Annotated in this window: 13 protein-coding genes; 4 read left to right on the top strand and 9 right to left on the bottom strand. The window is 63.2% G+C overall.

Annotated features, from left to right (window positions below):
• Positions 1–178: 178 nt before the first annotated feature.
• Positions 179–829, bottom strand: coding sequence for an adenylate kinase (gene adk / locus IAE39_RS20060; protein WP_029885102.1), 651 nt, complete (start codon positions 827–829; stop codon positions 179–181).
• A gap of 257 nt (positions 830–1,086) precedes the next feature.
• Positions 1,087–3,714, bottom strand: coding sequence for a phosphoenolpyruvate carboxylase (gene ppc / locus IAE39_RS20055; RefSeq protein WP_201205754.1), 2,628 nt, complete (start codon positions 3,712–3,714; stop codon positions 1,087–1,089).
• Between the two features lie 265 nt (positions 3,715–3,979).
• Here ppc and IAE39_RS20050 point away from each other — a divergent pair, with 265 nt between their 5' ends.
• The 4 genes from IAE39_RS20050 to IAE39_RS20035 all read left to right on the top strand — a co-directional run bounded on the left by IAE39_RS20050 (position 3,980) and on the right by IAE39_RS20035 (position 6,277).
• On the top strand, positions 3,980–4,324 hold the full coding sequence (locus IAE39_RS20050) for a pilin assembly protein (protein WP_201205752.1): 345 nt from the start codon (positions 3,980–3,982) through the stop codon (positions 4,322–4,324).
• A 273-nt stretch (positions 4,325–4,597) separates the two neighbouring features.
• Positions 4,598–5,011 carry a DUF4398 domain-containing protein gene (locus tag IAE39_RS20045; protein WP_201205750.1) on the top strand — a complete coding sequence of 138 codons (414 nt, stop codon included), beginning with the start codon at positions 4,598–4,600 and terminating at the stop codon, positions 5,009–5,011.
• Positions 5,012–5,061: 50 nt separating this feature from the next.
• On the top strand, positions 5,062–5,853 hold the full coding sequence (locus IAE39_RS20040; RefSeq protein ID WP_201205748.1) for an OmpA family protein: 792 nt from the start codon (positions 5,062–5,064) through the stop codon (positions 5,851–5,853).
• 139 nt (positions 5,854–5,992) lie between these two features.
• On the top strand, positions 5,993–6,277 hold the full coding sequence (locus IAE39_RS20035) for a type II toxin-antitoxin system Phd/YefM family antitoxin (RefSeq protein ID WP_201205747.1): 285 nt from the start codon (positions 5,993–5,995) through the stop codon (positions 6,275–6,277).
• Positions 6,278–6,494: 217 nt separating this feature from the next.
• Here the strand turns inward: IAE39_RS20035 and IAE39_RS20030 are convergent, their stop codons facing one another.
• The 7 genes from IAE39_RS20030 to prfB form a co-directional block, all read right to left on the bottom strand.
• Positions 6,495–6,821 carry a hypothetical protein gene (locus tag IAE39_RS20030; protein ID WP_125857655.1) on the bottom strand — a complete coding sequence of 109 codons (327 nt, stop codon included), beginning with the start codon at positions 6,819–6,821 and terminating at the stop codon, positions 6,495–6,497.
• On the bottom strand, positions 6,818–7,741 hold the full coding sequence (locus IAE39_RS20025; protein WP_201205745.1) for an alpha/beta hydrolase: 924 nt from the start codon (positions 7,739–7,741) through the stop codon (positions 6,818–6,820). The genes IAE39_RS20030 and IAE39_RS20025 overlap by 4 nt, the downstream gene beginning before the upstream one ends.
• Entirely contained in the window at positions 7,713–8,990 is a 1,278-nt protein-coding gene (locus IAE39_RS20020; RefSeq protein WP_012270793.1) for a flavohemoglobin expression-modulating QEGLA motif protein, read from the bottom strand. Before IAE39_RS20020 ends, IAE39_RS20025 begins: the two co-directional genes overlap by 29 nt.
• A gap of 140 nt (positions 8,991–9,130) precedes the next feature.
• Positions 9,131–9,679 (bottom strand): hypothetical protein, encoded by a 549-nt coding sequence (locus IAE39_RS20015; protein WP_003258915.1) that lies wholly within the window; start codon positions 9,677–9,679, stop codon positions 9,131–9,133.
• 28 nt (positions 9,680–9,707) lie between these two features.
• Positions 9,708–10,412 carry a TetR/AcrR family transcriptional regulator gene (locus tag IAE39_RS20010; RefSeq protein ID WP_201205756.1) on the bottom strand — a complete coding sequence of 235 codons (705 nt, stop codon included), beginning with the start codon at positions 10,410–10,412 and terminating at the stop codon, positions 9,708–9,710.
• Positions 10,413–10,618: 206 nt separating this feature from the next.
• The gene (gene lysS / locus IAE39_RS20005; RefSeq protein ID WP_012270790.1) at positions 10,619–12,121 is read right to left on the bottom strand and encodes a lysine--tRNA ligase; all 1,503 of its coding nucleotides are present in this window, start codon (positions 12,119–12,121) and stop codon (positions 10,619–10,621) included.
• Between the two features lie 92 nt (positions 12,122–12,213).
• Positions 12,214–13,309, bottom strand: a protein-coding gene (prfB, locus tag IAE39_RS20000; protein ID WP_201205743.1) for a peptide chain release factor 2 whose coding sequence is annotated in 2 segments (ribosomal slippage) — positions 12,214–13,236 and positions 13,238–13,309 — 1,095 coding nt in all. Because the reading frame shifts where the segments join, the coding sequence is not laid out codon by codon here.
• Positions 13,310–13,510 lie beyond the last annotated feature (201 nt).

The raw sequence follows: 13,510 nt of genomic DNA, 5'->3' as shown, positions 1-13,510 counted from the left end.
CTGGGCCCGCCCGGGGCCCAAACGCCCCCCCGGCGATTTCTGCGGCGAAGCTGAAATTGTGGGGCCGCTGCGCGCCCCATCGCGACGCAAGGCCGCTCCTACAGGGATCGCGTCAGGCCAAAGCCAGAAACAACAACGGCCCGCAAGCGGGCCGTTGTCGAGGTGCGCCAGGTGCGGATCAGCTCAGGGCTGCCAGGACCTTGGCAGTAATGGCTTCAACCGAGCCAACGCCTTCGATGTGGCTGTACTTCGGCTTGCCGGCATTGGCAGCCGACAGCTTCTGGTAGAAGTCCACCAGCGGCTTGGTCTGGCTGTGGTAAACCGACAGGCGATGGCGAACGGTTTCTTCCTTGTCGTCGTCGCGCTGGATCAGGTCTTCGCCAGTGACGTCGTCCTTGCCTTCCACTTTCGGCGGGTTGTACTGAATGTGGTAGGTGCGGCCCGAGGCCAGGTGCACGCGGCGGCCAGCCATGCGGCCGACGATTTCTTCGTCGTCCACGGCAATTTCGACCACGGCGTCGATGTCGACACCGGCAGCGACCATGGCTTCGGCTTGCGGAATGGTGCGTGGGAAACCGTCGAACAGGCAGCCATTGGCGCAATCAGGCTGGGCGATGCGCTCCTTGACCAGGCTGATGATCAGCTCGTCGGAAACCAGCTGGCCGGCATCCATGACTTTCTTCAGTTCCAGGCCCAGCGGGGTGCCGGCCTTGACGGCGGCACGCAGCATGTCACCGGTGGAGATCTGGGGGATACCGAACTTTTCGGTGATGAACTTTGCCTGAGTACCTTTACCGGCCCCGGGAGCTCCCAGCAGAATTACGCGCATCTCGTGCTCCTCAAATTTTTTTATGAAATTCAATGGATTCGGCAACCTGGGCCAAGTCCGGAAAATCGGGTATGACCATAAATCGGTCAGAAGGCTGCTCAAGATACACAGCGCCCGGCAGCCAGACAAGCGTCCCAAAGTTGCAGGAATGCGCCACTTGCGGCTGACCAGGCAGGCGGTTGCGCCCGGCGCAACCACCCTCCCCGCCCTTGCGCCGGGCCTGCACGGCACATACCCGGCAGGGCCCTGGCATGCCTTCAGCCGGTGTTGCGCAAGCCTGCGGCGATACCGGCCACGGTCACCAGCAAGGCCTGCTCCAACGGGCTGTCCAGAGCGGCTTCGCGGCTGCGCGAGCGGGCCAGCAACTCGGCCTGCAGGCGGTGCAGCGGGTCCAGGTAGGTGTTGCGCAAGCTGATGAATTCCAGCGTCTCGGGGCTGTGCGCCAGTAGCACCGGTTGCCCGGTCAGGCCCAGCACCACCTGGCACGACTGCGACAATAGGTCGCGCAGGTGCGCACCCAAAGCAAGCAAGTGCGGTTGCACCAGACGTTCGTCGTAGGCCTCGGCGATTTGCGCATCGGCCTTGGCCAACACCATTTCCAGCATGTCGATGCGGGTGCGGAAGAATGGCCATTGCTCGCGCATCTGCGCCAGCAGCTCACCCTGGCCGCGCGCCAGCGCATTGCTCAGCGCCGTCTCCCAGCCCAGCCAGGCCGGCAGCATCAGCCGGGTCTGGGTCCAGCCGAAAATCCACGGGATGGCCCGCAGGCTTTCGATACCACCGGCGCGGCGCTTGGCCGGGCGGCTACCAAGCGGCAGGCGCCCCAGTTCCTGTTCCGGCGTCGACTGGCGGAAGTATTCGACGAAATCGGGGTTTTCCCGTACTACGCTGCGGTAGGCCTTGACGCCATCGGCGGCCAACTGGTCCATCACCTCGCGCCAGGCCGGCTGCGGTGGCGGGGGTGGCAACAGGGTGGCTTCAAGCACGGCGGCCAGGTACAGGTTGAGGTTCTGCTCGGCGATGCCCGGCAAACCGAACTTGAAGCGGATCATCTCGCCCTGCTCGGTCGTGCGGAAACGCCCCGCCACCGACCCCGGTGGCTGCGACAGGATCGCCGCATGGGCCGGGCCACCACCGCGCCCGACCGTGCCGCCACGGCCGTGGAACAGCAACAGCTCGACCTGGTGTTCGGCGCAGATGCGCACCAGGTTCTCCTGGGCCCGGTACTGCGCCCAGGCCGCCGCCGTGGTGCCAGCGTCCTTGGCCGAGTCGGAGTAGCCGATCATCACTTCCTGCGGGCCGCGCAGGCCGGCACGGTAGCCCGGCAGGCCCAGCAGGCGCTGCATCACCGGGCCGGCATTGTCGAGGTCGGCCAGGGTTTCGAACAGCGGCACCACGCGCATCGGCCGGGTCAGGCCGGCTTCCTTGAGCAGCAGCTGCACCGCCAGCACGTCCGAGGCGGCACCGGCCATGGAAATGACATAGGAACCCAGCGAGGCCGCCGGTGCTGCAGCCACTTCCCGGCAGGTGGCCAGCACTTCGGCGGTATCTGCCTGCGGCTTGAAATGCGCAGGCAGCAGCGGCCGGCGGTTTTTCAATTCGGCCTGGAGAAACTCGATGCGCTGCTCTTCATCCCAGTCGGCATAACGCCCCAAGCCCAGGTAATCGGTGATTTCGGTGAGTGCATCACGGTGGCGGGCCGCGTCCTGGCGCACGTCCAACCGGCCGAGGAACAGGCCAAAAGTGACGGCGCGACGCAGGCAGTCGAGCAACGGGCCTTCGGCAATCACGCCCATGCCGCATTCGTGCAGCGAGTGGTAGCACAGCTCCAGCGGCGCAACCAGGTCGCGGTTGTCTACCAGGACTTCGGCGCTGGCCGGTTGGTTGCTGGTCAAGGCCGAATGCGCCCAGGCGCGCGTAGCGCGCAGGCGGTCGCGCAATTGCTTGAGCACGGCGCGGTAAGGTTCGGCACTGTCGCCGGCCTGCTCGCGCAGGGCATCGTTGGCCTGCTGCATGGACAGTTCGGCGGCCAACGCGTCGATGTCGCGCAGGAACAGGTCGGCAGCCATCCAGCGCGCCAGCAGCAGCACCTCGCGGGTGACCACGGCGGTCACGTTGGGGTTGCCATCCCGGTCACCCCCCATCCACGAGGCAAAGCGGATGGGCGCTGCTTCCAGTGGCAGGCGCAGGCCGGTGGCATCCAGCAGGGCTTTGTCGACCTTGCGCAGGTGGCTGGGGATGGCGTGCCACAGCGAATGCTCGATTACCGCGAAGCCCCACTTGGCTTCGTCGACCGGGGTTGGCCGGGTGCGGCGGATTTCCTCGGTGTGCCAGGCCTCGGCGATCAACCGGCGCAGGCGTTCGCGCACCTGCTGGCGTTCAGCCGGGGTCAGGTCACGGTGGTCCTGTGCGGCCAACTGGCCGGCAATGGCGTCGTATTTCTGGATCAGCGTGCGCCGGGCCACTTCGGTGGGGTGTGCGGTGAGTACCAGCTGGATGTCGAGCTTGGCCAATTGCCGCGCCAAGGCATCGTTGCTGTGGCCGGCCTGTTTCAGACGCGCCAGCAACTCGGGCAGCACCCGCGCCTCGAACGGCTCGGGCTGGTCGGCGTCGCGGCGGCGAATCAACTGGTACTGCTCGGCCATGTTGGCCAGGTTGAGAAACTGGTTGAAGGCCCTGGCCACCGGCAGCAGGTCTTCTTCGGCGAGGTCCGCCAGGGTCGAACTCAGTTGCTCGCCAGGGCCACGGCGGTCGGCCTTGGCACTGTGGCGGATGGCTTCGATCTTCTGCAGGAACGCATCGCCATGCTGCTGGCGGATGGTTTCGCCCAGCAGCTCACCCAACACATGGACATCTTCACGCAAACGCACATCGATATCGGTCATTGGCCCCTCTCTCCCTGCATTCCATTCAAGGCTGGTCGCAGACCTGTGGGAGCGGGTTCACCCGCGAACACCGGCGAAGCCGGTGCCAGGCAGCGCGCTGGCTTCTTCGCGGGTAAACCCGCTCCCACAGGGGACTGCAGTACATTTCCGAAGAGTGCCCACAGCCGGGCAACGATGGCAAGCCGTGATCAGCCAAAGCAAACTAAAGTGAAAGCACAGCACTCCGATGCTATGCATGCCCTACGAGGCGTTTACAGAGGTCATCATGAAAATCCGTGAACTCGCCCAGCACTGGGAACAGAATGCCGCCGGCACCCTCAGCCGCACGGGCCATGTCCTGCACCTGGACCTGGAGTCCGAGGCGCGCCTGGCCGCGCTGATCGACATGTACCCCAAACGCACAGCCGAGGAACTGCTCGGCGAACTGGTAGCCGCCGCGCTTGAAGAAGTGGAAGCCAGCTTCCCTTATGTGCAAGGCCGCCAGGTCATCGCCACCGACGAAGAGGGCGACCCGCTGTACGAAGATGTGGGCTCTACGCCGCGCTTTCTGTCCCTCTCCCGGCAGCACCTGCACACCTTGAGCAACCCCGCCGACGACAGCAACAATTAACGCCCTGCATCACCGTTCCGGGCCATGCCAAGGCCCGGAATACCGTTTCAGCCGCTGAAAGTTCCAGAAAATTCACACTGACCGATCAGTCAGAAATACTTGCCCGCAATGGGCACTTTTTTCTGAACTATCCGAAAAACGCTCCAGTCACAGCCAATAGCCATCACGCTAAAACCCTGCACACCTGCCGTTGTGCACCGTTGATTTCAGCGCGCGGATTTGTCAGGGAATGAGCGATGGACTGCTACGGACATCGTTATCAGGAGTGATCCAATGGAGCTGACCACCATGAAAACCCGCACTAGCAAACTGTCATCCACTCATGTGCGCGGGTTCAAGCTGGCCGCGCTGGCCCTGGGCAGTAGCCTGGTCCTGGCCGGCTGTGCGGGCAACCCGCCCACCGAGCAGTATGCCGTTACCCAGTCCGCCGTGAACTCCGCCGTCAGCGCTGGCGGCACCGAGTTTGCCGCCGTGGAAATGAAAGCGGCGCAGGACAAGTTCAAGCAGGCCGAAATCGCCATGCACGATAAAAAGTACGACGACGCCAAGCGCCTGGCCGAACAGGCCGAGTGGGACGCGCGCCTCGCCGAACGCAAGGCCCAGGCGGCCAAGGCCCAGAAGGCCGTGCAGGATGCCCGCCAGGGCGTTCAGGACGTACGTGAGGAAGGCCTGCGCAGCGCTCAGTGAGCCCTGCCCCGCCAACCTTAGCCTTCGCACACGATCAAAGGATGAACACTATGCGCAATTACGTCATGATTCCCGCCCTGCTGGCCCTGAGCGTCGGTCTTGCTGCCTGCTCGCACGACCCGAACGCCAACCTCGAATCGGCCCGTACCAACTTCTCGGCGCTGCAGAGCGACCCGCAGTCGAGCAAGGTTGCGGCGCTGGAAACCAAGGATGCCCAGGACTGGCTGAACAAGGCCGACAAGGCCTACATGGACCGTGAAGACCAGAAGAAGGTCGACCAGCTGGCCTACCTGACCAACCAGCGCGTCGAGGTGGCCAAGCAGACCATCGCCCTGCGCACCGCCGAAGGTGAGCTGAAAAACGCCGCGGCCCAGCGCGCCCAGGCCAAGCTGGACGCCCGCGACGCGCAGATCGCCAAGCTGCAGGACAGCCTGAACGCCAAGCAGACCGACCGCGGTACGCTGGTAACCTTCGGTGACGTGCTGTTCGACTTCAACAAGGCCGAACTCAAGAGCAACGCCTACCCGAACATCACCAAGCTGGCGCAGTTCCTCCAGGAAAACCCGGAGCGCAAGGTGATCGTCGAGGGTTACACCGACAGCGTCGGCTCGGCCAACTACAACCAGACCCTGTCCGAGCGCCGTGCCAACAGCGTGCGCATGGCGCTGGTACGTGCCGGCGTAGACCCCGCGCGTGTCGTGTCCCAGGGTTATGGCAAGGAGTACCCGGTAGCGGACAACAGCAGCAACTCGGGCCGCGCGCAGAACCGTCGGGTGGAAGTGACCATTTCCAACGACAACCAGCCGGTGGCGCCACGCTCGGTGAGCCAGGTCAGCCAGTAAGACCGGTTGGCTATGCACCCAACCCCGCCCTAGTGGCGGGGTTTTTCTTGGGCTCAAATCGAAAAAAGCACCTTTAAAAGTACTTTGCGAAGCACTAGACTTCCTCCATCTACAACCACTCTCATGGGTTGATACAACTATGACCTACCCTGTTCTTGCCGATCTGGCAGCATCCATCACAGACCTGAAGAAAGACCCCATGGGCACTATCCGCGAAGCTGCCGGTGAAACCGTGGTCATCCTCAATCGCAACGAACCGGCTTTTTACGCGGTTCCGCCCGAGCGCTACGAAGCGATGATGGAACTGATCGACGATATGCAACTGGCTGAGCTTGTTCGCCAGCGGCGTGGTGGGCCCACTGTGCGAGTGGATATTGATGAGCTCATCGACGAAGCCGAAGGAAGCAAAAAGTTACGACCTTGAATTCGATGTGCGGGCCAGGAAGGAATTTCGAAAACTGGACAGTGAGTTACAACTGCAGTTTGCAAGAAAACTCAAGGAACGACTGGCTCAACCCAATGCAGGGCCTGTACCGGCCTCTTCGCGGCTAAAGCCGCTCCTACACGGACTGCGTTGACGCTGTCGTTGTAGGAGCGGCTTTAGCCGCGAAAGGGCCGGTACAGGCAACAGAGAGAATGGCTTACTGCACCTGCTGCGGTGTTTCCTCACCCATGCAGCGCACCGCGCGCTTGCGGTTGTCCACCAGCACGCCGGTCAGGCCTTTTTGCTGGGTGTCGAACAGCACCAGCACACCATCCAGGCACTGGGCCACTTGGGGCGCCGGGTCCAGCGATACTTTGTAGTCCTCGCCCGGAATGGTCTTGAGCATGGTGAAGTCCTGCAGCAACAGGGCATCCTCGGGCTTGGCGAAATGCAGGTAACCGTAGTACCACAAGGCCCCCACCGTCACGATGATGCTACCGACGCCGGTCAGGATCAGCGGGATGGCGTTGCGTTCTTCACTCATTGCTTGTTCTTCTCGTCAGGGAAATTGGGCACTTCGGCAAGCCGCCGCAGGCCGTTGAAATGGCTGGGGTCATCGAGGAAACGCAGCATCACCTGGCGCCACGTCGGGTCGGCGAAGGTCTGTACATGGCCACCTCGGGTCAGTTGCAGCACCCGCGGCGGTGGCGCGTGCTGGTACAGGCGGATGCCATTGGCCATCGGCACCAGGTTGTCGTCGATGCTGTGGAAGAACAGCTTGGGCGGGCTGCTCAGTTGCTCGATCGAGCGGATCGCGCTGTCGCCGTCCGGCACCAGCCAGGACAATGGCACTTGCAACGGCCAGGTCAGCCACGAGGTGCTGAGGGCATATCGCCCCACCGCACGGTAACTGGCCGGCACGCCATCGAACACCAGGGCGCTGAAGCGCTGACGCTGCTCGGGGTGGGCAGCCAGGTAGTGAATGGCCAGGGCGCCGCCCAGGCTCTGCCCCAGCAGCACCAGCGGCTTGCCCTTGACCTCGGCGGCCTGGTCCAGCCAGGCCATGGCCGCGTCGATGTCCTTGTACACTGCTGGCAGGCTCGGCTGGCCCTCGGACAAGCCATAGCCGCGGTAATCGACCATCAGCACCTGATAACCCTGCTCCGGCAACCAGTAGCTGGCCCCCAGGTGCCCTGGCAGGTTGCCGCCATTGCCATGCAGGTGCAGCACCGTGCCCTTGACCTCGACCCCCGCCTTGGCCGGTAGCCACCAGCCGTGCAAGCGCAGGCCGTCCGCAGTCACAAGGGTGACATCACGGTATTGCAGCTTGGCCCGTTCAGGCGTGAATGCCTGGCCAGGTTCGGGGTAGAACAACAGGCTGCTGCAGCCACCAAGGCCCAGCAGGACCAGGCCCAGCACCAGCAGGCGGCAGGACTCAGAGAATGTTCGCGTAGTCGGCTTCAATGCGATCCAGGCTCAGGTGGTTGAGGAAGTTGGAGAAGCACATCCAGGCCGACAGCGCGTTGAGGTCGCGGAACTGTTCAGGCAGGTACTTGGGCGGCTCGACCAGGCCTTCCTCGACCAGCTGGCGCAGGGTGCGCATGTCTTCCAGGGTGGTCTTGCCACAGAACAGCAACGGAATCTGCTCAAGCTTGCCCTTCTTCACGGCCAACTGAATGTAGTTGTAAACCATGATGAAGCCCTTGAGGTAGGACAAGTCCTTGGTGAATGGCAGGCCATTGGGCACCGAGCCACGGAACACCCGGCTGGCGTTGCTGTAGCTCTGCGCCATTTCGAAGCCCTGCTCACGGAAGAAGTTGAACACCTGGAGGAAATCGGCACCCTCCTCCACCATATGGATGGCGCGGGTGCGGTTGGTGAGCTTGCGCAGCCGGCTGGGGTAGGAGGCAAAGGCAATGACCTCCATCAGGATGGCCAGGCCTTCCTGGGTAACGGTCGAAGACGGCGGCCCCTTGGCCAGGAAGGTGCAGATCGGCTGGTTCTGGCCGTTCAGCGTAGTGCCCACGTGCACCAGCCCTTCGTGCACCTCCAGGGCACGCACGTCGCGGACGTTGAACATGGCGTCGGCGCGCACCTTGATGTAGTCGGCACCGGCCGCCGCATCGGCGACAATGCCGTCAGACTCGAATACGCGAATGGTTTCCTCGGCCTCGCCGAACACCTTGTTCAGCCGGCGCTGGAGGATGTCCACGGCCTCTTTGGCCGTCAGGTTCTTCGGTTCGTCCTTGAGGTCGCCGCGGCCGTCGATGTTGTTCAGGTAGTCGGAGAACATCATGCCCAGGTCGGCCAGGGTCGGGTCACCGGCGTGGAAGGCATCCGAGGCCGCGCCATACAGTTCCTGGGAGATCAGGCCGAAGTCCTCGGTACCGCGCGCTTCGAGCATGCGCACCACCATGCGGTACTCGCGGCACATGCGCTTCATGATCTGCCCGACCGGGTTGAACTGGCCGAGTTGGCGAATGATGTCGCGCTCAATGCCCTGGAACTCGGCCTTGACCGCGCTGGAGTCGAACGACAGCGGGCGCGACTGGTAATAGGCGCGGTCGACTGCCGGCGGCTCCTTGCCCTTGGCCTTGAGGAAGCCCTGGCGAATGTTGTCGTCCCATTTCACCGCGTCCAGGACCCGGATCGGGGTCTGCGCCGCGACGATGCGGTCGGACAGGGCGCGGATGGTTTGCTGGTATTCGTCCACCGGGGGACTCCTTTCTAGTACAAGAAACCTGTGCTGGCCTCTTCGCGGCTAACGCCGCTCCCACAGGGACCCCACAGTATTCAGGACCTGTGCAGTACCTGTGGGAGCGGCTTTAGCCGCGAAGAGGCCGGCACAGGTAATTACTTGCCGGAACGCTGGAACCGCGCCACTTCAACGAACAGGTCGGAGTTGGCCGGGTCGTCCAGGTACGCCAGCACCCGCGCCGACGGGCTGTCGATCAGCACGCCGTCGCCGTTGTCTTCCGGCACCTCGGTACTGCGCCCGGTCAGTTCCTTCTTGTCCACCGCCTGCTGCACCTGCTCGACATCCAGGTTGTACACCACCAACTCTTTGCCATCGACGATGTCGAACCCGCCGATCAGGAAATTGCCGCCCAGGCGCTTGGGCACGCCGGCCGACAGGTACCAGCGGTTGCCGTGGCGCGACACGGTGAACACGTATTCTTCAGGGGCCTTGCCCTTGGCCGTGGCCACCGCCTTGTAGGCATCACCACCGCTGCGGCTGATCACAAGCTTCAGCGGCTCACCCCAGGCGTCCTTGCTGCTCCACTTGCCCAGCAAGGCCTTGGGCGCCGCCTGGTTGCTCGGCAACGGCTCATGGAAGGTCACCAGACAACCGCCCAGCAGCAGGAATGACAAAGTCAACAACACCACACGCCAGGCTTTCATCAGGTTCTCCTTGAAAAGTGGGTCTCGCTCAGGCCGATGCCAGCACCAGTTGCAAGTATCGGGTAAGCATAGCGAGCATCTGCCCATCGGCTTGCGCATCGGCATCCTTGAGCAGGCCTTGATATTCCATCTGCTCGATAATCGCCGTCAACATTTGGGCGTCCTGCTCCGGTTGCCGCGAACCCACCACCTGCAGCAATTGCCGGGTGCCGTGCAGCAGGATCTGCTCATGGGCACACACCAGTTCGGCCAGGCGCGGGCACAGCAGCGCCTCCTGGCGGAAGGCCTGTTCGGCCATCAGGAAGTCACGGCGGTTGAGCAACTGGCGCTGCACATAGTCGGCGGTCATGCGCGCCACTTCGTCAGCCAGCCGGGCCCGTGCCTGCGGGCTGCCATCGCCCTGGGCCAGCAGCTGGCGCAACACCACTTCGGTGTTGGCCCACAGCTTGGCCATGTAGGCGGCGCTGCGCTCGACGTACTGGGCGAAGGTATCGGTGAGCAGGTCCTCGATGTCCTTGAAGTAGTAGGTGGTGGCCGACAACGGCACACCGGCCTCGGCGGCCACGGCGCGGTGGCGCACACCGCGCACGCCATCGCGCACGACAATGCGCATGGCGGCGTCGAGGATCAGCTGGCGGCGCTGTTCGCTGCCTTGGCGGGCAGTCTTGCGGCCTTGGTATTGCACGCTTTCGGCGACGGCGGTGGCGATGCCGGCGGCGCCCTGGTCAGGCATGGCGGGTGTCACGGGGATACCTCATGGACAGTGTTTTGTCAGTGCCGGCCTCTTCGCGGCTAAAGCCGCTCCTACAAGGGATTGCACAGGGCCTGGGGGCAGTGGGGTCCCTGTAGGAGCGGGTTTACCCGCGAAGAGGCCGGTACAGACAACATAATGCTTCAGGCAAGAAAAAGCCGCCTCGAAAGGCGGCTTGTTCACTTCACTCAGGCCTGTGGACGCATGTGCGGGAACAGGATCACGTCGCGGATCGACGGCGAGTTGGTCAGCAGCATCACCAGGCGGTCGATGCCGATGCCTTCACCGGCAGTTGGCGGCATGCCGTACTCCAGCGCACGGACGAAGTCGGCGTCGTAGTGCATGGCTTCGTCGTCACCGGCGTCCTTCTCGGCCACCTGGGCCAGGAAGCGCTCGGCCTGGTCTTCGGCATCGTTGAGCTCGGAGTAGGCGTTGGCGATTTCGCGGCCACCGATGAACAGCTCGAAGCGGTCGGTAACGGCCGGGTTGTCGTCGTTGCGACGGGCCAGCGGCGACACTTCGAACGGGTACTCGGTGATGAAGTGCGGCTGCTCCAGCTTATGCTCGACCAGCTCTTCGAAAATCATCACCTGCAGCTTGCCCAGGCCTTCGTGGCCCAGCACCTTGGCACCGGCCTTCTTGGCGATATCACGGGCACGGTCGACGTCCTGCAGGTCGGCAGCGGTCAGCTCAGGGTTGTACTTGAGGATCGAGTCGAACACCGACAGGCGCACGAACGGCTCGCCGAAGTGGAACACCTTGTCGCCGTACGGCACGTCGGTGCTGCCCAGTACCAGCTGCGCCAGCTCGCGGAACAGTTCCTCGGTGAGGTCCATGTTGTCGCGGTAGTCGGCGTAGGCCTGGTAGAACTCAAGCATGGTGAATTCTGGGTTGTGACGGGTCGAAACGCCTTCGTTACGGAAGTTGCGGTTGATCTCGAACACTTTTTCAAAGCCGCCAACCACCAGGCGCTTGAGGTACAGCTCCGGCGCGATACGCAGGAACATGGCCATGTCCAGGGCGTTGTGGTGGGTTTCGAACGGCTTGGCCGCGGCACCACCCGGAATGGTCTGCAGCATCGGCGTTTCGACTTCGAGGAAGTCGCGCTCGATGAGGAACTTGCGGATGTGCGAGATCACCTGCGAACGCACACGGAAGGTGTGGCGGGTTTCTTCGTTGACCATCAGGTCGACATAACGCTGGCGGTAGCGCTGCTCGGTGTCGGTCAGGCCGTGGTGCTTGTCGGGCAGCGGGCGCAGCGACTTGGTCAGCAGGCGCACGTTGGTCATCTCGACGTACAGGTCGCCCTTGCCGGAGCGGGCCAGGGTGCCTTCGGCGCTGATGATGTCGCCCAGATCCCAGGTCTTGACCGCTGCCAGGGTTTCTTCCGGCAGGGTCTTGCGGTTGACGTAGACCTGGATGCGGCCGGTCATGTCCTGGATGACCATGAACGAGCCACGGTTGAGCATGATGCGGCCGGCGACCTTGACCGGAATCGCGGCTGCTTCCAGCTCTTCCTTGGTCTTGTCCGCGTACTGCTTCTGCAGGTCGTTGCAGTAGCTGTCGCGACGGAAGTCATTGGGGAAGGCATTGCCCTTGGCGCGCTCGGCGGCAAGTTTTTCCTTGCGCAGGGCGATCAGGGCATTTTCTTCCTGTTGCAGGTCTTGCGATTCGGTCTTGAGGTCGCTCATGTCGTCATTCTTTCCATCAGGTATTCGTTGCCCTTGTCGGGCAGGGCACACGCTACCGGCGGTTGGCCGGTAGCGCGGCAGTGGTGTGCGGCTTACAGGCCCTGCTTGAGGCTCGCTTCCAGGTACTGGTCGATGTCGCCGTCCAGCACCTTGTTGCAGTCGCTGCGCTCGACGCCGGTACGCAGGTCCTTGATGCGCGAGTCATCCAGCACGTAGGAGCGGATCTGGTGGCCCCAGCCGATGTCCGACTTGCTGTCTTCCAGTGCCTGCGAAGCGGCGTTGCGCTTCTGCATTTCCAGCTCGTACAACTTGGCCCGCAGCATTTTCATGGCGGTGTCTTTGTTGGCGTGCTGCGAACGTTCGTTCTGGCAGGCCACCACGGTGTTGGTCGGTACGTGGGTGATACGTACGGCCGAGTCGGTGGTGTTCACGTGCTGACCACCGGCACCGGAGGAGCGGTAAGTGTCGATGCGCAGGTCGGACGGGTTGATGTCGATCTCGACCTTGTCGTCGATCTCGGGCGAGACGAACACCGCCGAGAACGAGGTGTGGCGACGGGCGCCGGAGTCGAACGGGCTCTTGCGCACCAGGCGGTGCACACCGATTTCGGTACGCAGCCAGCCAAAGGCGTACTCGCCCTTGATGTGCACGGTGGCACCCTTGATGCCGGCCACTTCACCTTCGGAAAGCTCGATGATGGTGGCGTCGAAACCACGCTTGTCGGCCCAGCGCAGGTACATGCGCAGCAGGATGTTGGCCCAGTCCTGCGCTTCGGTACCACCGGAGCCGGCCTGGATGTCCAGGTAGGCGTTGTTCATGTCCATCTCGCCGCTGAACATGCGACGGAACTCAAGCTGGGCCAGGCTTTCTTCCAGGCCTTCCAGCTCGGTCACGACGTCGCTGACGGCGCTTTCGTCTTCTTCCTCAACGGCCATGTCGAGCAGGTCTTTGCAGTCGGACAGGCCATTGGCCATCTTGTCCAGGGTCTCGACCACCTGCGCCAGCATGGCACGCTCGCGGCCCAGGGCCTGGGCGTACTCGGGCTTGTTCCAGACGTTGGGGTCTTCCAGCTCGCGGTTGACTTCGATCAGGCGGTCATGCTTGTGATCGTAGTCAAAGATACCCCCGAATTGACTGGGAACGCTCGGTGAGGTCCTTGATGGTGTTCAGGATCGGTTGGATTTCCATGGGCTGACTACTCGCACGAATTCGGTGAAAAGCCTGCGAGTATAACCGAGTCCGCCGCAGGGCGGCAGACCCGCCGGGCGGTCGCGTGTGAATAGCCCACTCCAGCATTACACGGTCACCTGTGGGAGCGGGTTTACCCGCGAAGACGGCGACTCGGTGCATGGCACCGGCTGCGCCGGTGTTCGCGGCTAAAGCCGCTCC

The sequence above is a fragment of the Pseudomonas sp. S37 genome (genome assembly GCF_016658545.1).
Taxonomy (GTDB): Bacteria; Pseudomonadota; Gammaproteobacteria; order Pseudomonadales; family Pseudomonadaceae; genus Aquipseudomonas.
Note: the sequence above shows the minus strand (reverse complement) of the source record. Positions and strands in the feature narration are given on the sequence as shown.

Coding starts and splice junctions, on each gene's coding strand:
- IAE39_RS20015 (WP_003258915.1), bottom strand. CDS start 9,679: ATGAAAGCCTGGCGTGTGGTGTTGTTGACTTTGTCATTCCTGCTGCTG.
- IAE39_RS20050 (WP_201205752.1), top strand. CDS start 3,980: ATGAAAATCCGTGAACTCGCCCAGCACTGGGAACAGAATGCCGCCGGC.
- lysS (WP_012270790.1), bottom strand. CDS start 12,121: ATGAGCGACCTCAAGACCGAATCGCAAGACCTGCAACAGGAAGAAAAT.
- IAE39_RS20010 (WP_201205756.1), bottom strand. CDS start 10,412: ATGCCTGACCAGGGCGCCGCCGGCATCGCCACCGCCGTCGCCGAAAGC.
- ppc (WP_201205754.1), bottom strand. CDS start 3,714: ATGACCGATATCGATGTGCGTTTGCGTGAAGATGTCCATGTGTTGGGT.
- IAE39_RS20030 (WP_125857655.1), bottom strand. CDS start 6,821: ATGAGTGAAGAACGCAACGCCATCCCGCTGATCCTGACCGGCGTCGGT.
- adk (WP_029885102.1), bottom strand. CDS start 829: ATGCGCGTAATTCTGCTGGGAGCTCCCGGGGCCGGTAAAGGTACTCAG.
- IAE39_RS20035 (WP_201205747.1), top strand. CDS start 5,993: ATGACCTACCCTGTTCTTGCCGATCTGGCAGCATCCATCACAGACCTG.
- IAE39_RS20045 (WP_201205750.1), top strand. CDS start 4,598: ATGGAGCTGACCACCATGAAAACCCGCACTAGCAAACTGTCATCCACT.
- IAE39_RS20040 (WP_201205748.1), top strand. CDS start 5,062: ATGCGCAATTACGTCATGATTCCCGCCCTGCTGGCCCTGAGCGTCGGT.